This window comes from Demequina sp. NBRC 110054 (assembly GCF_002090115.1).
Lineage (GTDB): Bacteria > Actinomycetota > Actinomycetes > Actinomycetales > Demequinaceae > Demequina.
In genome coordinates this window covers 1,197,365-1,220,954 of sequence record NZ_BBRK01000004.1, presented here as the reverse complement: position 1 = coordinate 1,220,954, position 23,590 = coordinate 1,197,365, and the positions used below count along the sequence as shown (strand labels likewise).

The window sequence follows — 23,590 nt, the reverse complement described above, 5'->3', positions numbered from 1 at the left end:
TCCTCGCTACTCCCCCCAGTACGGCAGGGCGCGCGTGCGGTAGTCGCCGTCCGGGTAGGCGGACAGATCGATCTCGGTCGCACCGCCATCCACGAGGTCGGCGAGCCAGACCGCGGCGCGGGAGCCCTCGCCGTATCCTCCGTTCGGCGACGATCCACCGCACAACACCATGGCGCGACCGCCCGAGAATTCCGTGAGGTACTCGGCATCGAGGTATCCACCCTCACACGTCGCCGATGCGATCCGGACTCCCGACTCGTCATAGAAGACCACGTCTGCTCCCTCGCCACGCGCGTACGTCCCCGTGTCGTAGTCGAAGATCGCGAGCTGCTCCGAGGCCTCGAGCGGCACCTCCGCATCGCGCACCTCACCCGAGTCCGTATCGAGCACGAAGTAGACATACGCGCCGGCATCGTTCTCGCGGGCGAAGAGCAGCTCGGTCTCGCTCATCCAACCGCTGGGCTCGTATCGCCCCGCGAACCGCGACAGGCGTGTCACCTCCTCACTCGCGGAGCCGTCGGTCGGCGCGACGACCACCACGGTCGCGGGAAGCGAGTCGCTCTCCCCCGCCGCCTCGCGATCCTCGTCGAGGTCGAAGCAGACGAAGCGATCGCCCGACGGGGAGAGAGCCTGGTCGTTCTGTACCGCGGCGGTATCGCACAGGGGCGTCGACGCCCCGTCCACTGCCCCCACGGCCACCGACCCGGTCAAGCCGCCGAGATACTCCAGGGTGACGATGCGGCTCCCGCCGTCGAGCGCCCCGAACCACGGCTGATAGTAGAAGTCGTACTCCGAATCCGGCTCCTGCTCGAGCGTCTGGAGCACGTCCCCGCTGTCGAGGTCCACGGTGAGCAGCGTCCCTGACCAGCCGAAGCTGTCGGCGCTGAGCTCCTGCCTCAGCAGCGCGACCTCGCCGCCGAACCACGCGACGGGCCAGCTCGCACTGTAGTCCGCCACATCGAGCACCTCGGTCGTCTCTCCTCCGGGAGAGACGAGCAGCAGCGTGTCGGTGGAGCGATCGGCCTGGACCCAGGTGTCGGAACCGTCGACGAGGGTGTCCTCCTCCACTTGGACGTCGAGCAGGAACCAGCCAGGTCCGGGCTCGTTCGCGGCAGCCGCAGCCGCTTCGGCAACCGCCGACGGCGACGCGCTCACGCTGGGCTCGGCGCTGGGGCTGGGAGACACGGACGACGACGAAGTCGCCGAGGGCGTCACCGAAGGAGTCGACGCCGGATCACCGTCACCCCCGGCAAACGAGAACAACCCCACCGACAGCACACCCACACCGACCACACCAGCAGCAGCCACCGTCATCGACCGTGTCGCACGACGACGCCGCACCGACCGCACCGCACCCAGCTCATCGAACTCAGCCAGCCCAACGAAGTCACCGGAGGCGCGCTCGAACTCCTCCTCGAACATCCCCTTCAGACCGCTCATCGCACACCTCCCCTCATCGGCACCACCGCAGCCGTCTCGCCCACATCCTCAGGCTCATCCGTGCCCAGCAAAGCGTTCAGCGCCCGGATCCCATCCGACGTGTACCGCTTGACCGCCCCCTCCGACAGCCCCAACTCATGCGCCACCTCACGCACCGACATCTCCGACAGATAACGCAACGTCACACACGCCCGCGGACGCGGCGCCAACTCCTTCAACGCCTCATGCAACGTCACCACCGTCGCCACCCGCTCGCTCGCATCCGGCACCGCCTCGGCCGGAGCCACCCGCTCCGCGCGCCGCCGATCAGCCGACTGCGACCTCACCCGATCCACATACCTGGTTGCGATCGCCCGCCGCACATACGCCTCAGCAGAAGCCACATCCTCGAAGCCCCGCCCCCGCGAGAACGTCGCAACAATCGCCTCCTGAACCAGGTCCTCCGCATCGTCCGGACCCGCCAACATCGACGCGAAACCCAACAACCGGCCACGACGCTGACCCGCGAGCTCATGCAGCACCCGCTCCCACCCAGCCACCGATTCCACCCCTCACATCCTGCGTATGCAGACAGGACGGAACCGTATCGGGATCGGTTGGGGTGGATGCGCGCATGCGCGGAAATTCACACGCGCCGAAGAGACCGGGGGCCTTGAATACCAGGCGCCGAGATGACCGGCCTCAGTGCAGAGCGACGTCGGGCTCGTCGAGCCGGAAGTCGGTGAAGGTCACCGTCAGTCCCGCGCGGGAGGGCGCACAGCAGTACGGCCCGACGCCGACCTCGGCCTCTGGAGCGAGGGGTGCGACGCGCACGAGCCGCCACGGCTCGTCGTCGGCCCTGGCGCGCACGGTCACCGCGTCGCCGTCGCGCGAGGCGCGCACCGTCACGAGGCGACCATTCCACTCGGGCACGGGAGCGACCGACCAGTCGGAGACTCCGCGCGTGACGACGGCGCCCACCTGGGGCGCTCCGTCGGAGACCTCGACGCCGCACTTGATCCATGTGCGGGAGTCGGCGCGCACCATGATCCCGGCCTGGTCGAACTGCTCGCCGTAGTCCAGCCTGAAGGTGACCTCGGCGGCCTGGCGGGCCTCCATCGGCACGAGCAGCGCATGCGCATCGTCGTGGACGAATCCGTAGCTGGTGGTCTGCCAGGCGTCGGATCCGTGCCTCGCCGTCACCAGCATCGTCCCGCCGTCCAGCTCGACGGCCGCGGGCGTCGTCGTCCACTCGCCCAGCTCGAGAAGGGTGCCAAGTCTCACGCGTCCAGCGTACGAGAGCGACGGCCACCTGGGCAGAACGCCCCACGAGACGAGGCGCCGCCGTTGCTAGCGTCTCGCGCATGAGGGGCGTGTGGACGCGGGTGCAGCTGGCGGGAGCGCTACTGATCTTCGCCGCGCTCGCCGCGACGACGCTCGCGGTGATCGAGTCGGGCACACCGAGCGTGCTCCACCTGTACGGCCATTTCACGATCCAGGCCAACATCCTCGCGATGGCGACGCTGCTGCTGTCGGCGCTCCGCGGATCGGCGGCCGGGTCGCCTCGGCTCGAGTCCGCGCGGCTCGCGGCCACGGCGCACCTGTTCCTTCTGGTGGTCATCTACTGGACGATGCTCGCGCACGCCGGGTTCGCCCTGCCCGACCTATGGACGAACGCGGTCCTGCACGGGCTCTCCGCGGCGATCCTCCTGACGGACTGGCTGGTCAAGGGCCCGCGTCGAGCGCTGAGCTGGCGGCATGCATGGGTCGTGATCGCGTATCCCACGGCGTACCTCCTGACCGCACTCGTGCTCGGCGCGACCTGCGGGTGGATCCCCTACCCCTTCCTGGATCCCGCGGGCGGCTACGCCTCGGTGCTCGCGACCAGCGCGGGGATGCTCGCCGCATGCTGGGGCGTGGGGATGCTGCTCTCACAGCTCACCCGGTGGCGCCCGCTCACGCCGACACGAGAGACTGGGGCATGAGCTTCGACACGGTCCCGCCGCCGGCGCATCCGTCGATCTCTCACGACACCGTCGCGAGGCTCCTGGCGGACCAGCATCCCGAGCTGCTCGAGCTCGAGCTCGGACCCCGCTTCGACGGATGGGACTGCGCGATGTTCCGCCTGGGTGACGGGCTCGCCGCGCGCCTTCCGCGCACCGAGCCGGCCGTGACCTTCCTCCAGACGGAGATGCACTGGGTCCCGCAGCTCAGCCGCTCGTGGGACTTCCCGTCGCCCACCTTCACGGCGCACGGGCAGCCGGGTCACGGCTACCCGTGGCCGTGGGCCGTGGTCACGTGGGTGCCCGGCGACACCGCGGACGAGGTCCCGCTGACCTCCGATGCGGGAGCCGACGTGGGCCGCGCGCTCGCCCAGGTGCATGTCGAGGCGCCGGGCGACGCGCCGTTCAACGTCGAGCAGTCGATCCCCATGGCGGACCGCTCCGAGAAGACGCTCGAGCGGGTGCTGCGTGCCCACCACGACGGCGGCCCGCACGGCGAGCGGCTCGACCTCGAGGCGGCGCTGAGCCTGTGGGAGACCGCGCTCGCCGCCGCACCCAACACGGAGTGGGTGTGGTCGCACGCCGACCTCCACGGCGCCAACGTCCTCAGCCATGACGGCGCCTTCGGAGGCATCTTCGACTGGGGCTCGATGGCGATGTGCGATCCGGCGGTCGACGTCGGCTTCACCCACGCGCTCATGCCAGCCTCGGGCGTCGAGGCGGCGCTCGAGGCGTATCACCGCGAGACGGGTCGCGTCGACGACGCGTTCCTCGCCCGGGCGCGAGGCATCGGACTCAGCAAGGCCGTCGGGATGGCGCTGTCGCCCCGCGAGGTCACGCAGAAGATGGCCTGGCGGACGCTCGAGGCGCTCGGGCTGCTGCGGTAGCGCGCCCCGGAGGACGGCGTCAGGCCCGCGCGGGCTCCTCGTCGCGATGCGACAGCTTCGCTCGGATCACCCAGTAGGCGACCGTCGCGGCGAACAGGATCAGGCCGAGCACCGCAAGCCACAGCAGGGCCTTGACCAGGAAGCCCACGATCGCGAAGGCCAGGAAGACGACAGCCAGGACAATCAGAAGAATTCTCATGCCTGGGGAACAGTTGACACCTGGTCAACATTCCGAGGGGCAACCCGGCCGCACCGCGGGCACCCCTCCGGAAGGGGCGACGCAGCGGCCCGGCTACGATTGTCTGCGGGCCTCTAGCTCAGTTGGTAGAGCAGCGGACTTTTAATCCGTAGGTCGTGGGTTCGAGCCCCACGGGGCCCACGAAGGACCACGTAGATTGGCAACTGCCCGAGCAGAGTCGGAGTTACGAGTCCAGCAGCCACCGCAAACTCACCGTTTTGGCTCCGCCCGAAGCGCCGCTACGCGAGCAGTCCAGCAAGGATTTCGGAGTGGTCGGGAGCCTCAAGCGCCCGCTCAACATAGTGTTTCGAAGTCACAGCGACGCCCGCGTGGCCGAGCACACTCGCAGCGCTCTCCAGGCCGACGGTGCGCTCAAGGGTCGTCGCAACGGTCTTGCGGAAGTGCTTTAGCTGCACTTCACTCCAGCGCGGATTGCGTGATCGGAACGCGCGCCACTGCTTGTTCACCGTGGACACCTCCCGGAATCCGAGGGCGGCGGAGGGGAACACGACCTCGCTCGGAACACCGTGCACCTGCCGCTCGAGAAGCATCGTGACGGTTGCCTGCGGTATGGACAGGGATCGGGCGCGCTTGCCCTTCGTCTGACCTTGGCGCACAAGCCCTCTGGCGCCGTCGCGAACCATCGTGCCGCTGACGACCACCCTCCGCGTTTCGAAGTCGATGTCCTGCCACCTCAGCGCGAGCGCTTCACCAATCCGAACGCCCGTCACTAGGAGCAAGTCAACGAGGTCGATCAAGTCAGCATCCCGTGCGACTTGGTCCGCCCGGAGATCAACACGGAGCGCCTTCACGTCGACAACTGAAATTGCTTTGGCTTCGCCGCCGGTAGGCGCGACGGCCAGAGTCTCACGCACGGGGTTCGCAGCAATCGCGTCGTGACGTACCGCTAGAGCAAACATCGATGCCATGCACGATCTCGCGAGCCTTGCGGTCGCCGCGCCCGTATCAGTTGTGATCGCTCGCAGAACTCGATCGACAGTGGCCGTGCTGACCTCGTGCAGAAGCAGCCCGCCGATGCGCGGCGTCACGTGGTTGTTCACCGTCAACCGGTAGCGCAGCCTGGTCGACGCGGCCCGTGACGATCCGTCCACCTCAGTCTCGAGCCAATGTGACGCGAGTACCGAGACCCGCGTGAGTCCCGATAGGTACTCATCGCCCGCCTTCGCTCGACGCCGCAGGCGCTCTAGCAGCCGCGCCTCGGCACGAGCTCTAGACGGCCCCGCCGCCTCGACCTTCCTCGTCAGACCGTCAAAGTCGCGAAAGCGGGCGCGCGCGATGTAGCGGCGCCGCGGCTCTACTTCGGCGATGGAAATATGCCCCCAGGTCCCCACCTCAAGCGGAGGTCTAGCCATCGTCGCCAAACCGATCTACAAGCCCTCGGACCGCATCTTCGATCGGCAGCTCCCGATAGCCGTGCTCACGAATCTCAGCGCGCACGCGTAGAAGTCGTTGCACCCACTCACGGCAGTCACCATCGGTCGGCCCGCTCCAGGCCACCGCATGATCGCGAATCTCGATCGAGCGAGCGAAGGCGCTGAGCCTGGCGGCGACCTCACGGTGCCTGCGATAGAGCGGAAGCGCACCCGCGTAGTCGAGGTCGGATGCTCGCATCGGACCATCCGATCGAGGTTCCGGCTGGAGTCCTGCGAACCAATCGGCGGCTACGACCTGTGCCGCCTCGCGCCCAGGGAGAAACTCGGCATCGGCACCCTCAGGGTCGAACAACAAGACCAGCGGAGCAACCTCCAGGGCACCGGCGAGCGCCGCCACTTCCGCTATCGACACAGAACCCTTCCGGCCCGACTCGAGGTTGGCGATCGAGTTTCGCGGCACCTCAAAGCCGAGCGCCCTAGTACGTTCCGCGAGCTCGCGAGCAGACATGCCACGCCGTTCGCGCGCAGCCGCTACGTTCCGCCCCACCCGTCGCGTCCAGGCGCCCCATGCATCCTCGGCACCGACACTCAGTTCTTGATTCATGACAACACAATACGCTCATCTCTTGCGTCATCGCAACACTCATGCCTAACGTGAGTCACACGATCTCAGCGGCGACCAATGCATGGCCGCAACCACGAGGAGGCTTCCATGACCACAATCGGACCACGCCAGACCCGGGCGTCCCTGCTTACCGTGAGCGACCTCTCCCGGACGCTGGGCGTACCTGAACAGACGATCTACGTGTGGCGCTCCCGCGGCACCGGCCCACGAGGCATCCGGATCGGACGCCATCTCCGATTCCGACCCGAAGATGTCGAACAGTGGCTCGACGAACGAGCCGCCGCGGACCTCAGGTACTAGGGGACCCACGCAACCCCCGCGGAGCCAACCAGCTCGCGCCGAGGGCCGAGGGCGAGGGACACACACCGTGGGCGCCAGGAACGTGAACGCCGCCATCAGCCAATGGGGCGATGCGATTGGGAGTAGGCCGAGCCTCCGCTTGCTCCTAGCGCTCATGGCGTCCGCGTCAAGAGACAACGACGACCCACCCCGATATTGGGGCGGGGTTAATCACCTAGCCGCGCTCATGGGACATCACGGCACCCGCGCCGTGCAGCGGCAGCTGGCGGAACTTATAGCCATTGGGGCGGTACGCCCACTCTCCAGCGCGCACCGCGGACGGCGCCAGCAATACGCAATCGTTCTGCGCCGGGAAAGGGTGCACCAGAGCGCCACCCAATGTGTTCCAGAGGGCGGCGACATCGGCACCAAGAGTGTGGCGGCCACGACCACCCCTACTGAGTCAACTGAAAGACATAGGAAGGGGAAGCGCCGATCCCCCGCTGCAGAGCCCCAGCCATGTGGCGACGTACATGACCCCCGGACACCTTGTCGAGCATGTGCCGCCACGCGCCGCGAGGGCGAACTCCGGCGACGCGAGGCTGACGCCGCATCGCGCCGTGCTCGCCTCCAGCGAACGACGGAGGCCATCGCGAGTTGCACACGATGCGATTCCCGGGGATACCTGCCGAGTGGCCGGGTGTGCCCACACGCCGACTCTGCACCCATGCCTGCCACCCTGCGCGCGCTCATGGGCGGCACAGGGCAGGAGCCGAGAGCCGCCACAGACTAGGCATGAGGGAAGCCCAGACGAAGATCGACAGCGCATCCGGGCCCAGCACCTGCCCCCGGCTTTTTTGCGTCGAGCGGGAAGACCCCGCGCTTCGATACGCCTATATCCGACCTGCCGATAGATGCCAGTGCATCGCCATCCGTCTTGAAGTCCGCAGGGCCGTTCCCGACCCGCCCTACGGCAACACGAGGCCGAATCGCAGGAGCCCAGTGCGTGCGATTCCAACATTGGGAACCACAGCCGCACTGGGCCTTGTCGAGCCTGCACAACATTTCTCGACGGCGCCGGTGTGTCGCTTTTTAGGGCGGTTGTTGCGAGACGCATCGCTAGTATACGGAATTGCCTCTCTTCCGCTGAAGGGCTACGTAGTAGTCAGGAACTTCCCATTCGAACGACAGGCGAGACGATCCGTCGACTTTGTCTATCTCGGCCGAGGGAAAACCCAATTTGCCGAGGAGATCCTTGCGGGCCCTCTTCGAGACCGCCTGCGATGAGAGGAGGCCCGCGGTAAGCATCGATGAGTGGGCGTCCGCGACCCGTTCCCCAAGACGAACTGACTCGACGGCATACTGCTCAACTTCGCGCCGCAGGGACACCAGGCTCGGGGAGCCCGCGCAATGGCGGAGGATGCACAGCGCGGAGACGGCGTCGAGAGGCTTCAGAGAGTGATCCGGGAGAAGGGCTCGCAGTTCCGCGTCAGTAAGTGCGTAGTCGCCGCCAAGTGCCGTCAGGCAGTCCAGGAGCATCAAGGTGTGGGACGTCAAGACCACCGAACCGGACGCGCGCAGGATCATCGTTCGAAGGGTGCGCGCGACCTTCAACCGCAGGTTCGACGCATACGCAGCAGGCATTCCCGAAACACGGGCAAAACGCTCGATGCTCGCCGAGATGCGGCACAGCTTCACGGCTGGCGACGTCGCCTCAGCGCCGACGTAGACCCCAGCTGCAACTTCAATGACCCCAGCGAGCAGGCGCGACAGACGCCCCCACTCCTCATGAGACCAGGGACGAGTCTGGTCATTGCGAAGATGCCGAACGGCGCCGCGGAGATACACATCTAGGCCGATCTCGAGCCTCGACAGCGCGAAGTTTGCGACTAGGGCCTGATCGGCACCACTCGAGTGCAGGGCTGACTTGTAGTCCAGGACCGCCCCCCGTGCCGAGATTCCCGAAGGAACCGCTAGCGGCGCATCAACGTCGAAGTCCTGCGATACCCCCAACCACTCACGCACAACCTCTGCAACGCGCGTCTTGGCAATCGACACGCGGGCCGCGCCTGGCAAGGTCTCCACAGTCGACTTGCTCTCGTTCAGGTAGAGCCTGAACTCTCGCAAGGCATCCCCCAGCTCAGCCTTGACCGCATCAACCACCCCCATGTCGCTGGCAAAGACGAAGTAGTCATCCAAGTACCGGCGCACTACGTAATCGCGACCGTACTTAAGACCACGGCGCGCTAGCTCACGCTCGCACCTGACGTCTATCTCCTGAAGGATGATCTCAGCGAAGATTCGCGAGACCTCGGGGCCAATGACGATCCCATGAGTCTCGTCCTCGTTCAGCGACTGCATGAGCCGGTCGAAACTACCGCCGAAGGTTCGGTCCGATGCACGCCGATATTCCTTGGACGCGCCCTTCCCATTGGTCACCCACGAAATGGAGTGGGTGTAAATGCTCTCAAAACAACGAGTCACATCGAATCGGGCCAATATCTCGAATCGACGTTCCAGGCTGAGCATCTCGGATGACTCATAGAAGCGATAGATGTGTGGGTATCGCTCGTAGACAAAATACGAACGGACTTCGTCAGACTCATGCAGCGTGTCTTCAACGGCATGACTCGGGTCCGCAAGGTCGTTCTCGAACAGCGCGTCACGGTGGACGGTATAGCGTGCGACACCTGCGGGCCTTCGAATCGAGAATCGACTTCGGCTCGTGAAATAGAGAATCGAACTCTCGTAACGCTCGTAGAACTCCGCCACGGAGACCTGCGCCCTGGGATGCAGCACAGACACCCAACGCTCAGATCCAGTCGCTTTCCGGGTTCGAAGCGGCATCGGTCGCGTCTCGGGATATGCACGTCTGCCGCTCACGTTGCCGGGGTCTGAGAACGTGATGACATCACTACCTGGCGCACGGGCAAATGGCACGTAACGTCCGAATACAACCGCGAGTAGGTACGGAGTCTGGGCGCCCACCCATCGCGCCGTGACTACCCCCTTCTCGGAACTCATGTCGAGGGACCGCAGGGCGCGGTATAGGGAATGGTTGGAGAATGGGACGGGCAATTCGTACGGAAGCACCTCGGACAGCACCGCACGATACTTGTTGGCGTCAGTTCTCCGCGTGGTCCTAGGCATCGCGCCACACCGCCACACATCGCTGCAGCCTCTCGGGGCTCATCGAATAGAAGGTACGGTCGGTGAAACCCTCCTCAAACCGGCACGAAGCCAAGCCCGTTCGTAGCCGGTGAGGCAGAGCCGGACGCTTGTCGATGTGCGTCCGCAGGAAATCGTCGAGCCCCCGTAGATCTTCGACATCCGTCAGCGCCGGTTGGTTGAAGTACGCCCCTGTCACTGCACGGGCCCTGCCCCCTGACAGCCGCAGATTGCCGGACAGGAAACGCACGCGGTCAAGCAGAAGACCATCGTGGCCAGATGTGCGAGGGGAAGCGCGATCCCAGGCGTGGAACGCATCTTCAATGCGCTCTTGATACCTGTTCACGACGGTCCGAGGCATACGAACCGCCGAGTTGCCGCCATCCTTGCGGAACTCATAGCCGAGGAACGTGATGCTCTGCGAGAGCTCCCACGGCTTGGATATCGACAGCCTCCGCTCAGTCTTCGCAGGATTGAGCCGGAGGCCAAGCGCCTCAACCAAGCGCCGTACCTGGCGCTCGGCATCCGTGAGAGATACCTCGTCGCCGGTGATCACGATCATGTCGTCGACGTACCTGGCGAAATACAGCACGCCGTCGTGGCTACGCATTCGCACATTGAGTTCTCGAACGTAGAACTCAGCGAGCAGCGAACTCATGCCGACGCCGCGCGGGACGCCGCGCGCTTGACCGGTGATCGCCGCGAATTCGCGAAGCAGACCGGATACCAGCGTGACTACCGAGGACGGCACTCGTCGGGTTTCTCGCAGCGAGCGAACAAGTCGGGCATGCGGAATGCTCTCGAAGTAGCTCTCGATATCCAGTCGGGCCACACATCGCGGCAGCGGCCCGTCCAATGCCTCACGAAGTTGACGAGCAATCGCATGGCGGTCTGGCATACCCTCGTAGCGCAGTTGCCCCAGGGACGCCTCAACTTGCTTTGCTGCGAAGTATGTCCGGTTGTCTACCGCAACTCGGTAGGTCCGCTTTCCCCTCGCGAGTTTCCCTTGCGAGAGGCCCCATACGAACCCGCCACTATCAATATCGGCAAGAATGCCATCTGAGATTGTCGCAAGTCGGTCCCTGAATAGCAGGTCCTTCTCGGCGCGCAAGTCCCTTGCCTCCGCCATATATTCGCCACGACGTTTCCGCGCAGCGGCTTTGTCGATCTTCTCAAGCCGCGTGCACTCCTCGATTCGCGCGGCGCGTAGGTCCTTCAGATCCCGGATCTTGTCCGCCACGTCGGCGAACCGAAAGCCCGGATCGGGGTGGCCCTTACGCGTTTCGAGTAGGGCGATCCGGAAGAGCGCGTCGGGCGTGAACTCAGTGTGGCGCAACTTCCCCCCCATTGGACCTGCGGCTGCCTCAACCCTACCGAATAGCAGGCGAGAAGCAAGGCCCTGGTATGTGGCAGGACCCGGCGAGCGCTGCACGACAGCCCCGAACCATGAATCCATCGCCAGACGGAATTGCTGGGCCCCGAGCGCAGCTCCCTATCGAGTCCCGCCTCCGCGCCCCAGGCGCCCGATTGGCCACGACAGCGCGCCGTTCTCCACTACCGGCCAATGCGACGACGTAGCACCGCGCCCTCTATGGCACCGCCGATCGACGGCGCCGGATCCAGACCCCACCGGATACCCACCGAAATCAGCAGCAACTGAAGAAATGACCTGATGACGGATGGATCGCATTCGCGCTGGCAACTTGCGTGTCTAGCAAGATGCCGAGCGCCACCGCAAACCAACGAACGTCATAGGTTGCGAATCCGTAGGTCGTGGGTTCGAGCCCCACGGGGCCCACTCACCGGCCCACCCGCGGCGCGCGCAGGCTACTTGGAGATCTCATTCACCACTCCGCCGATCGCGACCGTGTCGCGGAACCACTGCTCCGATTCGGCGGCCATCGCGATCTCGACCGTCGGCCCCGGACCTCGTGCGGTGAGCACGACCGCATCGAGGCTCAGGGGAAGCATGAACTCGTTGGTGCTGCCCTCGCGCGCCCCGGCTTCGACGCTCTCGACCACGATCGTCGTCGACCCCACATGCACCCTGCCGGGAGCGACGCGCCACTCGCTCGACAGCCACTGTCGACCGAACCGGCCCAGGTCGGAGTCGAGCCCGCGGACGGCGCAGACGAGGATTCCCTGGTCCTGGAGCCGCCGGATCCTGGCGAGGACCACGCGGCGCTCGAGCCGGTCGGACACGAACCCCAATCCGAGCGACGCGAGCACCAGCTCAAGCATGGCGCCTCCGCTCGAGCTCGTCCGTCAGGTCCTCCATCATGTCGAGCGCCTCGTGATGCGAGAGCTCCCAGGGCTCCCTCGGATGCTCGACCAATCCGGGAAGCTCCTCATGCTCGGCAGCCCGCTCCACGAGCGCACGCAGGCCTGCCACCTCCACGGACGTCGGGAAGCCGGCGCGCTTCGCCGCGAGCGTGTCCACGATCTCGCACACGAGACCCAGCCCGTCGGCGTACCGCATGGTTCTCAGCGCCTCGGTGTCCCACTGGCACGACGCCCCCACATCCCACCGGCGGTTGCGCACGCGAACCCACGACCCCTCGCGCGTACCGACCAACCAGCCGCGCTCGGCGTCATGAGAGATCGACGCCAGCATCTCGAGGTTGCGCCGCCCAGTCTCATCGAGCGCGGCGACGATCTCGGGGCTCGCGTTGACCGCCTCGAACGCTGCGGTGGTCCCCGCGACGAGGTCGCGAGGCAGCCCCGCCATGGAGTACCAGCTCTGCGCCCAGATCCGGTCCGGTGCGGTCGCGGCGGGGTGCGGGAACGGCGTCTGCGTCTCGCGCTCGTAGAAGGCCGCGAGCTTGTCCTCAAGATCGATGGCTCGCCCCGGCGCATACGCGGCCTCGGCCCAGTCCACGGTCTGGAGCGCATCCACGCCGGCCTGACCTTCGAGGACGTAGTCGAGCACCGCGTAGATGGTGGACCGGTGGGAGTCGGTCGCGAAGTCTTCGGCGAGTCTCTCCGCCCGCGCCACCGCGTCGTGCCAGAACTCGGCGGCACCCTCGGGCCCAAGAGCCTCGATGCTGCGCGTCAGGTGCGCGAGGTGCCCGCGCTTCCACCGACTGGTGGACCCGACGACCTCCCAGAACCGCGCATCGTCCATGCGCTCCCCCCCTCTCACTGAGGGGAGCATGGCACGAGTCAGGCGTCCAATCTCACCACGACGCGTTGCGCGCGAGCGCGAGCGCGCCTTTCTGCCACCACTGCCCCGCGGCCGGCCCGCCGTTGCACGTGCCGTCGGACTCGCCGGGCGCCTTGATCCACAGCAGCGCCTTGAGGTTCGAGGAGTCCTTCACGAGCCCCGGCTTGGCCCCGAGCGCGCGGCCCGACGGGTTGCACCACTCGCCGTTGGAGCCGTTGCCATTGCGCGACGTGTCGATGACGAAGGGCTTCCCGCCGAGCTTCTTGGAGATAGCCTGCCCGTAGGCCCTCTCCGCCTTGGTCGTGTTGTAGTTCGACGTGTTGAGCGAGAACCCGACCGCGTAGCGGAAGCCGACCTCCTTGAGGCGGCTCACCGTGTCGGAGACGGAGCGCCAGTTCGAGTGCCCCGCGTCGAGGTAGACCTTGCCGCCGTGCTGCGTGAGTACCTTCGCTGCGTACCTCAGCAGACCCGCGCGGTTGCCCTGGCCCGAGCAGTCACCCATCTGCGCGATCGCGTCGGGCTCGAGGACGATCCATGGCTTGCCGACAATGCCATCTGCAACCGCATCGATCCACTTCTTGTAGCCCGTCGCCGTCAGGCCTCCCGCCGAGTATGAGCCGCAGTCGCGGCCGGGGATCGCGTAGATGACCATCACGCCCGTGCGCCCGGCCCGCTTCGCGGCCCTCGTGTACGTCCTGGTCTCGGCCTTGGCCTGGGACGCGGTGTACCAGTCGCCGATCCACCGGGCGGTCGGGGTCTTCGCGATCTTCGCAAGCAGCTTCCGCTGGGTTCCGCTTGCGCTCGAGAACGCGGCGTAGGCCTGGGTGTCGGCGCTCGTGAAGAACTTCGAGGACGACTGGGTGACCGTGGTCGTGGTGCCGACGCCGGAACCCGAGCCGGATGACGCAGTGGGCCCGGACGATGCGGTGCCTCCCGTCACGGTCGCCGTCCAGTTCCTGAGGACGCACCGCTCACCGTTCAGGCGAAAGTCGATGGGCCTCCTGTTTCCGTCCGACCAGGTGCCGTTGAACCCGAACTCGACCCACGCACCCTTCGCCAGGTACGTGTTGTAGGAGAGATGGCGGACCTTGGCGCGGCCCGAGGCGGTGACGACCTCGGCATTCCAGGCCTGCGAGATCGTCTGGCCGTCCCTGAAAGAGAAGGCCGCGCGCCACGACGTCAGCGCCTTGCCCGACGTGTTGCGCAGGCGCACCTGCGCGGTGAAACCGCCGTCCCACTTCGACTGCACCGTGTACTGCGCGACGCAGAGCGCGTCGCCGGCGGACGCAGGCCGTGCCACGGCCACCACGAGGCTCAGCGCGAGGGCGACGACGAGCGCGAGGGCGGGCACGCGACGGGTCATGTTCACGAACGATAACGAGCCGATCGGCCCGAGACCAGGGAATGTGCGGAAGACCACCGCCTGGCCCGGGCTACGGTAGCGCCATGACCCTGGTGCGCATCGTCGTCGTCTTCGCCCTCGCGGCCGTCGCGGAGATCGGCGGCGCCCACGACTGGCGCCGATACGATTGCCTCCGAACATAAGGGGAGGACCACCGGTGGCCAAGCTGTACTTCCGCTACGGCGCGATGAACTCGTCCAAGTCGGCGCTGCTGCTGACCGCGGCCTACAACTATGAGGAGCGCGACCAGCACCCCGTCATCGTGAAGCCCGGCATCGACACGAAGGCGGGCGAGTCCGTCCAGTCGCGCATCGGCGTGGAGCGCAAGGTGGACGTGCTGCTCGGTGCCGAGGAGTCGTTCCTCGACAAGCTTGAGACCCACCAGCCGCTCGACCAGATCGACGCGATCTTCGTCGACGAGGCCCAGTTCCTCACGCCCTCCCAGGTGGACGAGGCCTACGAGATCGCCGTCATGCGGGGCATCCCGGTGCTCTGCTACGGCCTGCGCGGCGACTTCATGACCCACTCCTTCCCCGGCTCGCTGCGCCTGCTCGAGATCTCGCACGCGATCGAGGAGCTCAAGACCATCTGCCGCTGTGGCTCCAAGGCCGTGTTCAACGGGCGCCGGATCGACGGCGAGTTCGTGAGCCACGGCGACCAGGTCGCGATCGACGGCCAGCAGGCCGAGTACGAGTCGCTGTGCGGCCGCTGCTACATCCAGAAGGTCGGCCCGGTCCGTCACGCTTGAGCGGGTCGCCTCCCGCGCAGGGACGATGCGGCCGGGTCTCGCGCACGCCTCAGGACGATGCGCCAGTCCAGTTCCCGCGCCACCGGACCTCGACCGTGGCGTCGGACCCCGGGTGGACGGGCGTAGCCTGACGACGGACTCTCCAGCGCCGCCGGGTCGCTCAAGCACCCACCACAGCCGAGGAACCCGATGACCGCCGCCGCACGCCCAGCCCACGCCAACCGCCTCGCGTGGACGGTGTTCGCGGTCGCGGCGGCCACCTACTTCATCGCGGTGATCCACCGCACGGCGCTCGGGGTGGCGGGCGTCGAGGCGATCGACCGCTTCGGCGTCGAGGCCACCGCGCTGTCGATGCTCGCAGTCCTGCAGATCGCCGCGTACGCGGCCATGCAGGTGCCGGCGGGGGTGCTGCTGGACCGCTGGGGCCCGGCGCCCGTCATGGTCGCCGGCTCGCTCGTCATGGCGCTCGGCCAGGGCCTCATGGCCTACGCCCCCGGCTTCGGCTGGGCGCTCGTCGCGCGCGTGCTGATCGGCGTCGGCGACGCCCCCATCTTCATCGCGGCGACGCGCGTGGTCGGCCTCTACTTCCCACCCAAGCGGGTGCCCGTGATGGTGCAGATGACCGGCCTGCTCGGGCAGGCGGGTCAGCTCGCCACGGCCATCCCGGTCGCGTTCGCCCTGCATCACACCGGGTGGACGGGCACGTTCGGCGGCCTCGCGATCGTGGGCGTGCTCGCCGCGATCGGGGTCTGGTGGACGATGCTGCGACCGGGCCACGGCAAGCCCACCCAGGAGCCCGACAAGTTCTCGATCGCGCAGGCGCTGCGCCTGCACTGGCACACGCCCGGCGTGCGGCTCGGATTCTGGTCGCACTTCCTGGGGCCCTTCTCCATCAACACGATCGCGCTGCTGTGGGGCGTCCCGTTCTTCACCCAGGGCGAGGGCCGCACGACGGCCGAGGCATCGATGCTCCTCACCGTCGCGGTGGTCACGAACATCGCCGTGGGACCGCTCATCGGCGCGATGACCTCGCGCTTCCCGATGCGCCGCTCGTGGCTCGTGCTCGGCGGAGCGTCCGTGACCGCGCTGGCGTGGGTCGCGATCCTCGTGCCGAGCACGCCGCGGCCCCTGTGGCAGCTGATCCTCTTCGTGGTCGCTGTCGCGGCGGGCGGCCCGATGTCGCTCGTCGGCATGGACTTCGCGCGCTCGTTCGCGGCGCAGCACCGCGTCGGCAGCGCGACCGGCTTCGTGAACATGGGCGGCTTCGTCGCCTCGATCATCTCGATCCTCATCGTCGGAGTCGCCCTCCAGCTCGCCTCCCCCGCGGGAGCGACCGAGTACGCGCTGCACGAGTACCGCATCGCCTTCGCGACGCTGCTGATCCCCTGGCTGATGGGGGTGGTCGGCGTGATCGCGAGCCGCCGCGAGACCAGGGCGGCCATGCAGGTGGAGCCCGCCCGCGTGCCCACGGTCGCGGAGATCTGGCGACGCCTGCGCGCCAAGTAGCGCGAGGCGTGACCTCCGCGCGCCACGGCCTCGCGGCGGTCGGCCGCGAGGCCGCTCGCCGCCTCACACCTTCGGCGGCGACTCCAGGAGGTCCTCCGTGGATCCGCGGCCCCGCGGGCCCTCCCACTGGATGACCGTGGCGCCCGACGCGAGGTCGACGGCCAGGGTCGCCCACGCATCGTCCCCGCGCCTGGTCATGGTGAGGGCCGAGCCGTCGAGGCCGACCTCGACGTCCCCGGAGAACGCGGGGAGCTCATTGCGGAAGGCGCACAGCTCGAGCTGGGCCCGCACCACGGGCCGCGACAGCGCGGCCTCCAAAGCGGGCCCGTCGTAGTAGGGCCGGTTGATGTCGCGCCCGACGCCCGTCGACCGCAGCAGCGCCATATCGTTGACCGCCGCGAGCGCGCCCGCGTAGTAGACCTGCGGGATCCCGGGAGTGAAGAGCTGGATCGCGCGCGCGGCCAGGTACCTGCGGTCGTCCTGGCCGAGCGCGTCGTAGAACGTGCAGTTGACCTGGTAGAGGTCCAGGTTCGAGGCCGCGGCGCCCGTCGACTCGCGCGAGGTCTCCCCGGAGTGCGAGTGGATCCCCTCGACCAGCTCGTCCATCTGCGCATCGCTCAGCAGCCCGGGACCGCCGCCGGGATCGGACGACGGGCCCACGTCGATGACCCCGATGCCGTCGTGGGTGTCGAGCACCGTGACAGCGTTGCGGGGCCGGATCTCCATCCACTGCTTCAGCACCTCCCCGTGACCGGTGTAGAGCGCGTGCAGCACGAGCGGCGGCAGCGCGAAGTCGTAGACGAGGTCCACCTTGGACGCGATCTCGAGCTGGCGCCGGTAGTACGAGTGCACCTCGACGAGCACCCCGACGCCGTGCCCGCGCGCCTGCTCCGTGAAGTCCTCGATGAAGTCGAAGGTCTCGGCGACCATGAACGACGTGGTGTCCGGCGCCTTGATCGCATAGCCGACCGCGTCGAGCCGCACGAGCGAGACCCCGGCATCCCCCGCGCGCTCGAGGATCCGCGCGAGGTAGTCCCGCCCAGGCGCGGAGCGCACGTCGATGTCGATCTGCTGCGGCGTGAACGTGGTCCACACGAGCCGCTTCTCGCCCCCGAGCGTCATGGGAGTGAAGCACAGGCCGGGACGGGGCCGGTAGATCCCGGTGAGCTGCTCCTCGGTCGCGCCGTCGGGGAAGACCGAGCCGAGCGTGAGGAACATGTCGTGGAACTCGGAGTCGCGCCCGCGCGCGACGACGTCCTGGAACGCCGCCGAGTCCGAGGAGACGTGGTTGACGATGAGGTCCATCATCGTGGTGTGCGTGGTCGACAGCTCGCGCATGTCGTCCCACGTGCCGAGCCGCGGGTCCACCTCGGTGTGGTCGCTCGGGTCGAAGCCCGCGTCGGCGCCGTCGAACGGCGTGTAGAACGGCAGCACGTGCACGCCCGCGAACGCCTCCGCGAACGGCTCTCGCCTCAGGAGCGCCGCGAGTCCGGGCAGGTCACCCGCAAGCCTGTCGGCATAGGTGATCAGTTGGACCTTCTCGTCGCCACGCTCCATCGCGCACCGCCTTCCCTCGGCTCCAGCATCGCGCAGGAACAGGGACGATGCGACCGCTGGGACGGGGACGATGCGCCACCCGGGCGGGAACAACGCCTTTCCGGTGGGTCCGGCTCGGGTCGGCTCAGTCCGCGAGCCAGCGCTCGACGAGCGCGGGCACCGCGGTCTCGATGGGCTCGCGGATCACCTCGTCCGCATAGCGGTCGTACGCCGTCGCCTCGGCGTTGACGATGACGAGCGAGGCGCCCGCGTCGAGAGCGACCCCCGGCAGCGACGCGACCGGGTAGACCGTGAGCGTCGTGCCGATCGCGACGAAGACGTCGCACTCCTGAGAGGCGCGGATCGCCCGCTCGAGCGCGCGCTCCGGGAGCGCCTCCCCGAAGTAGACGACGTCGGTCTTGAGGATCCCGCCGCACTCCGCGCACCGCGGATCGGGCTGCTCGTCGAGGCGCGCGAGCACGTCGACCGTCGGGATCGGGCCGGCCCCGCACGCCATGCACGACGTGGTCGGGAGCGCCCCGTGGAGCTCGACCACGTCCTCGGGGCGGGAGCCACCCGCCTGATGCAGGCCGTCGATGTTCTGGGTGAGCAGCGCGGTGAGCGCACCCGACTCGCCGAGGCGCGCGAGGGCGCGATGCGCATCGGTCGGCCGCGAGGTCCAGGTCGGGTGGTCGCGCCAGTCGCGCCAGCCCTCCTCGCGCATCGCCGTGTCGTTCACGAAGACGTCGATCTCGAGCAGTCGTGCCTTGTCGGGGCGCAGCGTCCACACGCCCTGCGGGCCGCGGAAGTCGGGGATGCCGGCGCCCGTCGAGACGCCCGCGCCGGTCAGGACGGTCACGCGTGTGGTCACGCCTCGACACTACGCCGCACGTGAACCGACGCGTGAACGCGGGGCTCGCGGGCACCTCGGAGCGACCTCGCAGGGCGTTCCCAGCGCGCTCTGAGGGTCCGGGACTGAACTGAAGCCATGAGAACGCAGCGCACCTTCACCGCCGTCGCGGCAGCCGCAGTCGGGGCCCTCCTCCTCTCCGGCTGCGCGACCGACACGGACGCGTCTCCCGAGACCTCCGCACCCGCGATCACCGACTCCTCCACCACGTCGGAGTCGACGGACGACGGCGACCGCTACGTCAACGCCTCCGCCGTGACCCCCGGCGACCCCTCCGACGGCGAGGGCCCCGACCTCGCCGACGACGCACGCATCCTCACCGTCGCGGTGTGGGACCAGGGCCTGAGCTTCGCGGCGGCCAACGCGTTCCGCGACTCCGCGACCGACGCGATCGGCGACACCGATGCGATGCCCGCGGGAGACGTGATCGCGGCATGACCTCGCTCACCCTCTCCCTGCGTCCCTGCGAGCGGTCACCACCAGCACGCGTGCGGCCCCTCGGGGAGCGCCAGCAGCACCCGCACGCCCCTCGGAAGCGGCGCCCGTCCCGGGCCGCTCCCGATATCGTGCAGACATGAGCGACGACGCCAAGGCCGCCTCGGACACGACCTACACCGACGCCTACGGCGTCCGCATCCACGTGCGGGTGTGGGAGGCCGACAGGCCTCGGGGCGTCGTCCAGCTCCTCCACGGCGTGGGCGAGCACTCCGGTCGCTACGACCACGTCGGCAGGGCCCTTGCCGCCGCAGGCTTCACCGTGTGGGCCGACGACCACCGCGGTCACGGCCGCACGGGCCTCGAGCAGCACGGCGGCGATGCGAGTCGACAGGGCCGTCTCGGCATCGGTGGGCACCGCGCCACGGTCGCCGCCGTCCGCCAGCTCACCGGCATCATCCGCGAGGCTCACCCCAACCTGCCCCTGGTCCTGTTCGGCCATTCGTGGGGCTCGCTCATGGCGCAGATCATCCTCAATGACCACGCCGCCGACTACGACGCCGCGATCCTCATGGGCTCGGCACACCGCACGGTGCGGCACATGAACGGCGGCGACCTCAACGCGCGCCACAAGCACCTGGGCGACACGGGCCTCGAGTGGCTGAGCCGCGACACCTCCGTGCACCACGCCTTCAAGGCCGATCCGCTCACCTCCGACAAGCCGCTGCTGAGGCTCTTCGGCCTGCGCGATACTCTCCGGCTCCTCGGTCGCCCCGCACGTCGCCTCGGCAGCGACCTGCCCCTCCTGCTCATGGTCGGCGAGGACGACCCGCTCGGCGGCCCCTCCTCGATCCGGCACCTCGAGCGCGACTACCGCGAGCGCTCGGGCCTCACGGACGTGACCGTCAAGATCTACCCCGGGGCGCGCCACGAGCTCGTCAACGAGATCAACAAGGACGAGGTCATCGCCGACCTGATCTCCTGGCTGGGAGCGCACACCGCCACGGAGTAGCGCGGCGCGACTGAGGGCCGCGAACCTCGCCTTGCACTCGCTCCGCTAGCAGGGCATAGCGTGGGCCCATGACCATTCCCTCCCACACCCTGTCCGACGGCTTCGAGATCCCCGCGCTGGGATTCGGCACGTACCCCTTGGTCGGCGACGCCGGCTACCGCGCGATCCGGTCCGCGCTCGACAACGGCTACCGGCTGCTCGACTCGGCAGTGAACTACGAGAACGAGGGCACCGTCGGCAAGGCGCTGCGCGACTTCCTCGCCGAGTCGGGAGCCGCGCGGGACGAGGTCACCGTGCAGTCGAAGCTGCCCGGCCGCCACCACGACCAGGCGCGCGCGCTCGCGTCGATCGAGGAGTCCGTCGCACGCATGGGAGTGGACCGCATCGACGTCATGCTGATCCACTGGCCCAACCCGATCACCGGCAAGTACCTCGGCGCGTGGCGCGCCCTCGTGGAGGCGCGCGACAAGGGCCTCGTGCGCTCGATCGGCGTCAGCAACTTCACCGAGCCCCTGCTCGAGGAGATCATCGCCGACACGGGCGCCGTTCCGGTGGTCAACCAGGTGGAGATGCACCCGTGGTTCAACCAGGCGGCGCTGCGCGGCGCGCACGCGCGCCTCGGCATCGTCACCGAGGCGTGGAGCCCGCTCGGCAAGCGCAACGCACCGTTCGACCAGGCGACCGTCGCCGCGGCCGCGCAGGCGCACGGCGTCTCCCCCGCGCAGGTCGTCCTGCGCTGGCACGTGCAGCACGGCTCGCTGCCGCTGCCCAAGTCCGCGACACCGGAGCGTCAGCGTGCGAACCTGGACGTGTTCGGGTTCTCGCTGACGGACGAGGAGATGGCGGCGATCGACGCGATGACCCTCGCCGACGGCCGGCTCTTCGACGGCGACCCGAACACGCACGAGGAGATGTGACGGCATCAGGTGCCGACGGCCCGGCACAGGACTAGGTTGCATCTAGGGCGCCCCTTCATGCGGGCGCGCACGTGACGAGGGCGGGATCGCATGGCTGTCAAGGACGTGAAGCGAGTCGGGGACCACATGTCGCGCGCCGGCCTCGCGAAGGCAGTCTTCGTGCCGGCCGCGGTCATCATCTTCACGTTCGTGGCGTTCGCACTCATCTGGCCCACCGGCGCCGCCGCGGCATTCGACGCGATCAACGACTCCGTGATCGCGGCCTTCGGCTGGTACTACGTCCTCATCGCGGCCGTGTTCGTGGTCTTCGTGCTCTACCTGGGGTTCAGCCAGTACGGCGACATCGTGCTCGGCAAGGACGACGACCGACCCGCGTTCTCCAACTTCAGCTGGTACGGCCTGCTGTTCGCCGCCGGCATGGGCATCGGCCTGGTGTTCTACGGAGTCTCCGAGCCGCTGTCGCACTTCACCTCTCCGCCACCGGGCGTCGAGGGCGCGCCGGACTACCTCGCCGAGCAGGCGATGGCCCGCACGTTCCTCCACTGGGGGCTCCACGCCTGGGCGATCTACATCGTCGTGGGCCTCGCGGTCGCCTACGCGGTGCACCGTCGCGGCCGACCGGTGTCGATCCGGTGGACGCTCGAGCCGCTGCTCGGGGACAGGGTCAAGGGCCGCTGGGGCGACGTGATCGACGCTGCCGCCGTGGTGGGCACCCTGTTCGGCCTCGCGACGTCGCTCGGCTTCGGCGTGCTGCAGCTGTCCTCGGGCCTCGACAGCACCGGCATCGCCGACCCGACCGTGTCGACCCAGGTGTGGCTGATCGTCGGCATCACGTGCGTGACGATCTTCTCGCTGGTCACCGGTGTCCAGAAGGGCATGAAGTGGCTGTCCAGCACCAACCTGGTGCTGTCGGGAGCGATCCTGATCTTCGTGCTCGTCATGGGGCCGACCGAGTTCCTGCTGAGCGAGTTCGTGCAGTCGATCGGCGCCTACCTGTCGGGGTTCATCTCGATGGCCTTCGACACCTCGGCCTTCGCGGGTGAGGCGGGCCGGGAGTGGCAGTCGTCGTGGTCCACGTTCTACTGGGGCTGGTGGATCTCGTGGGCGCCCTTCGTCGGCGTCTTCATCGCCCGTGTCTCCAAGGGCCGCACCGTCCGCGAGTTCGTATGGGGCGTCCTGCTCGTGCCCGCCTCGCTCACGTTCCTGTGGTTCTCGGTCCTGGGCGGCTCGGCGATCTACCGCGAGCTCTACGGCGAGGGAGGGATGCTGAACGCCGACGGCTCCGTGGACGTCGAGGGCTCGTTCTTCACACTGCTCGAGGGCCTTCCCGGCGGCAAGATCGCCATCTTCGGGGCCATGATCCTCATCGCGCTGTTCTTCGTGACGTCGTCCGACTCGGGCGCGCTCGTGCTGTCGATGCTCTCGACCGGAGGCGACGAGGAGCCCGTGTCGTGGATCCGCGTCTTCTGGGCGACCACGACGGCGACCGTCGCGATCGCGCTCATGGTCTCGGGAGGGCTCACCGCACTCCAGACCGCGGCGATCCTCACGGCGCTGCCGTTCTCGATCGTCATGATCGGGATGATGATCTCGACGCTCACGGCTCTCGCGCACGAGCACCGAAGACAGAAGACCGCGAGCCGCGAGGAGTTCGTGGCCGGGATCATCACCAAGATGGGCGACCAGTTCGGGCTCGAGCCGACCACGACCGAGATCGATATGCGCGCCACCCGCATCCGCTGGCGGCGGCGCAGCGGCCTCGGCGACACCGCCGCGAGCGCGGCGCCCCTCTCCGACGAGACCGGGGAGATGCCCACCGTGCGTCCGTCCGTGACGTACCGCGAGCTCGGCACCGACGAGGTCGAGACCGTGATCCCGAACGAGGACGACGAGGACTGACGAGGCGTCCTCGCGCCCGCATCGTCCCTCTCCCCCTGCCCTGTGGCGC

22 protein-coding genes and 1 tRNA gene are annotated in these 23,590 nt (G+C 68.0%); 10 read left to right on the top strand and 13 right to left on the bottom strand.

Translation table 11 applies throughout. From position 1 onward, the window contains the following. Nucleotides 1–6 precede the first annotated feature (6 nt). From B7K23_RS05615 to B7K23_RS05605, 3 genes are all read right to left on the bottom strand, one after another. Entirely contained in the window at nucleotides 7–1,440 is a 1,434-nt protein-coding gene (locus B7K23_RS05615) for a hypothetical protein (protein WP_084125381.1), read from the bottom strand. After that, entirely contained in the window at nucleotides 1,437–1,988 is a 552-nt protein-coding gene (locus B7K23_RS05610) for a sigma-70 family RNA polymerase sigma factor (RefSeq protein ID WP_084125380.1), read from the bottom strand. Before B7K23_RS05610 ends, B7K23_RS05615 begins: the two co-directional genes overlap by 4 nt. Nucleotides 1,989–2,121: 133 nt before the next feature. Further along, nucleotides 2,122–2,703, bottom strand: a complete 582-nt coding sequence (locus B7K23_RS05605) for a DUF1349 domain-containing protein (protein ID WP_255376291.1) — start codon at nucleotides 2,701–2,703, stop codon at nucleotides 2,122–2,124. Between the two features lie 80 nt (nucleotides 2,704–2,783). On the opposite strand from B7K23_RS05605, the gene B7K23_RS15685 reads away from it, so the two are divergent. Together B7K23_RS15685 and B7K23_RS05600 are read left to right on the top strand one after the other, a co-directional pair. Further along, complete coding sequence (locus B7K23_RS15685; protein ID WP_159451323.1) at nucleotides 2,784–3,404, top strand: Pr6Pr family membrane protein; 621 nt, start codon at nucleotides 2,784–2,786, stop codon at nucleotides 3,402–3,404. After that, complete coding sequence (locus B7K23_RS05600) at nucleotides 3,401–4,309, top strand: phosphotransferase (RefSeq protein WP_159451322.1); 909 nt, start codon at nucleotides 3,401–3,403, stop codon at nucleotides 4,307–4,309. The genes B7K23_RS15685 and B7K23_RS05600 overlap by 4 nt, the downstream gene beginning before the upstream one ends. A 19-nt stretch (nucleotides 4,310–4,328) precedes the next feature. Here B7K23_RS05600 and B7K23_RS05595 read toward each other — a convergent pair whose 3' ends face one another. Further along, nucleotides 4,329–4,508 carry a hypothetical protein gene (locus B7K23_RS05595; protein WP_084125378.1) on the bottom strand — a complete coding sequence of 60 codons (180 nt, stop codon included), beginning with the start codon at nucleotides 4,506–4,508 and terminating at the stop codon, nucleotides 4,329–4,331. 107 nt (nucleotides 4,509–4,615) lie between these two features. On the opposite strand from B7K23_RS05595, the gene B7K23_RS05590 reads away from it, so the two are divergent. Beyond that, nucleotides 4,616–4,688 (top strand) — tRNA-Lys (locus B7K23_RS05590). Nucleotides 4,689–4,786: 98 nt separating this feature from the next. Here B7K23_RS05590 and B7K23_RS05585 read toward each other — a convergent pair. Together B7K23_RS05585 and B7K23_RS05580 are read right to left on the bottom strand one after the other, a co-directional pair. Continuing rightward, complete coding sequence (locus tag B7K23_RS05585; RefSeq protein ID WP_159451321.1) at nucleotides 4,787–5,899, bottom strand: site-specific integrase; 1,113 nt, start codon at nucleotides 5,897–5,899, stop codon at nucleotides 4,787–4,789. 13 nt (nucleotides 5,900–5,912) lie between these two features. Continuing rightward, on the bottom strand, nucleotides 5,913–6,545 hold the full coding sequence (locus B7K23_RS05580; protein ID WP_084125376.1) for a helix-turn-helix domain-containing protein: 633 nt from the start codon (nucleotides 6,543–6,545) through the stop codon (nucleotides 5,913–5,915). A gap of 78 nt (nucleotides 6,546–6,623) precedes the next feature. Here B7K23_RS05580 and B7K23_RS05575 point away from each other — a divergent pair, with 78 nt between their 5' ends. Beyond that, the gene (locus B7K23_RS05575) at nucleotides 6,624–6,866 is read left to right on the top strand and encodes an AlpA family transcriptional regulator (protein WP_307175420.1); all 243 of its coding nucleotides are present in this window, start codon (nucleotides 6,624–6,626) and stop codon (nucleotides 6,864–6,866) included. A 1,098-nt stretch (nucleotides 6,867–7,964) separates the two neighbouring features. Here B7K23_RS05575 and drt3b read toward each other — a convergent pair. The 5 genes from drt3b to B7K23_RS05550 form a co-directional block, all read right to left on the bottom strand. Beyond that, nucleotides 7,965–9,995, bottom strand: coding sequence for an antiviral reverse transcriptase Drt3b (gene drt3b, locus B7K23_RS05570; protein WP_304441558.1), 2,031 nt, complete (start codon nucleotides 9,993–9,995; stop codon nucleotides 7,965–7,967). Then, nucleotides 9,988–11,253: an antiviral reverse transcriptase Drt3a gene (gene drt3a, locus B7K23_RS05565; protein WP_159451320.1), complete on the bottom strand. Its 1,266-nt coding sequence runs from the start codon at nucleotides 11,251–11,253 to the stop codon at nucleotides 9,988–9,990. Before drt3a ends, drt3b begins: the two co-directional genes overlap by 8 nt. Before the next feature lie 587 nt (nucleotides 11,254–11,840). Continuing rightward, nucleotides 11,841–12,254 (bottom strand): hypothetical protein, encoded by a 414-nt coding sequence (locus B7K23_RS05560; protein ID WP_084125372.1) that lies wholly within the window; start codon nucleotides 12,252–12,254, stop codon nucleotides 11,841–11,843. Continuing rightward, nucleotides 12,247–13,137, bottom strand: a complete 891-nt coding sequence (locus B7K23_RS05555; RefSeq protein WP_084125371.1) for a hypothetical protein — start codon at nucleotides 13,135–13,137, stop codon at nucleotides 12,247–12,249. Before B7K23_RS05555 ends, B7K23_RS05560 begins: the two co-directional genes overlap by 8 nt. A gap of 52 nt (nucleotides 13,138–13,189) precedes the next feature. Further along, complete coding sequence (locus tag B7K23_RS05550) at nucleotides 13,190–14,539, bottom strand: glycoside hydrolase family 6 protein (RefSeq protein WP_084125370.1); 1,350 nt, start codon at nucleotides 14,537–14,539, stop codon at nucleotides 13,190–13,192. A 196-nt stretch (nucleotides 14,540–14,735) separates the two neighbouring features. Between B7K23_RS05550 and B7K23_RS05545 the strand changes: the two genes are divergently transcribed. Both B7K23_RS05545 and B7K23_RS05540 read left to right on the top strand, forming a co-directional pair. Next, entirely contained in the window at nucleotides 14,736–15,326 is a 591-nt protein-coding gene (locus tag B7K23_RS05545) for a thymidine kinase (protein WP_084125369.1), read from the top strand. Between the two features lie 189 nt (nucleotides 15,327–15,515). Then, complete coding sequence (locus B7K23_RS05540) at nucleotides 15,516–16,832, top strand: nitrate/nitrite transporter (protein WP_084125368.1); 1,317 nt, start codon at nucleotides 15,516–15,518, stop codon at nucleotides 16,830–16,832. 63 nt (nucleotides 16,833–16,895) lie between these two features. On the opposite strand, the gene gtfA is transcribed toward B7K23_RS05540, so the two are convergent. Together gtfA and B7K23_RS05530 are read right to left on the bottom strand one after the other, a co-directional pair. Continuing rightward, nucleotides 16,896–18,389, bottom strand: a complete 1,494-nt coding sequence (gene gtfA / locus B7K23_RS05535; protein ID WP_084125367.1) for a sucrose phosphorylase — start codon at nucleotides 18,387–18,389, stop codon at nucleotides 16,896–16,898. Nucleotides 18,390–18,513: 124 nt separating this feature from the next. Continuing rightward, nucleotides 18,514–19,239, bottom strand: a complete 726-nt coding sequence (locus B7K23_RS05530) for a Sir2 family NAD-dependent protein deacetylase (RefSeq protein ID WP_234996428.1) — start codon at nucleotides 19,237–19,239, stop codon at nucleotides 18,514–18,516. 117 nt (nucleotides 19,240–19,356) lie between these two features. Here B7K23_RS05530 and B7K23_RS05525 point away from each other — a divergent pair, with 117 nt between their 5' ends. The 4 genes from B7K23_RS05525 (at nucleotide 19,357) to B7K23_RS05510 (ending at nucleotide 23,541) form a co-directional block, all read left to right on the top strand. Continuing rightward, a complete protein-coding gene (locus tag B7K23_RS05525; RefSeq protein WP_084125366.1) occupies nucleotides 19,357–19,716 on the top strand; it encodes a hypothetical protein in 360 nt (119 codons plus the stop codon). Nucleotides 19,717–19,852: 136 nt separating this feature from the next. Then, nucleotides 19,853–20,725 carry an alpha/beta fold hydrolase gene (locus B7K23_RS05520; RefSeq protein ID WP_084125365.1) on the top strand — a complete coding sequence of 291 codons (873 nt, stop codon included), beginning with the start codon at nucleotides 19,853–19,855 and terminating at the stop codon, nucleotides 20,723–20,725. Between the two features lie 68 nt (nucleotides 20,726–20,793). Next, a complete protein-coding gene (locus B7K23_RS05515; RefSeq protein WP_084125364.1) occupies nucleotides 20,794–21,642 on the top strand; it encodes an aldo/keto reductase in 849 nt (282 codons plus the stop codon). Nucleotides 21,643–21,732: 90 nt separating this feature from the next. Further along, nucleotides 21,733–23,541, top strand: a complete 1,809-nt coding sequence (locus B7K23_RS05510) for a BCCT family transporter (RefSeq protein WP_084125363.1) — start codon at nucleotides 21,733–21,735, stop codon at nucleotides 23,539–23,541. Nucleotides 23,542–23,590 lie beyond the last annotated feature (49 nt).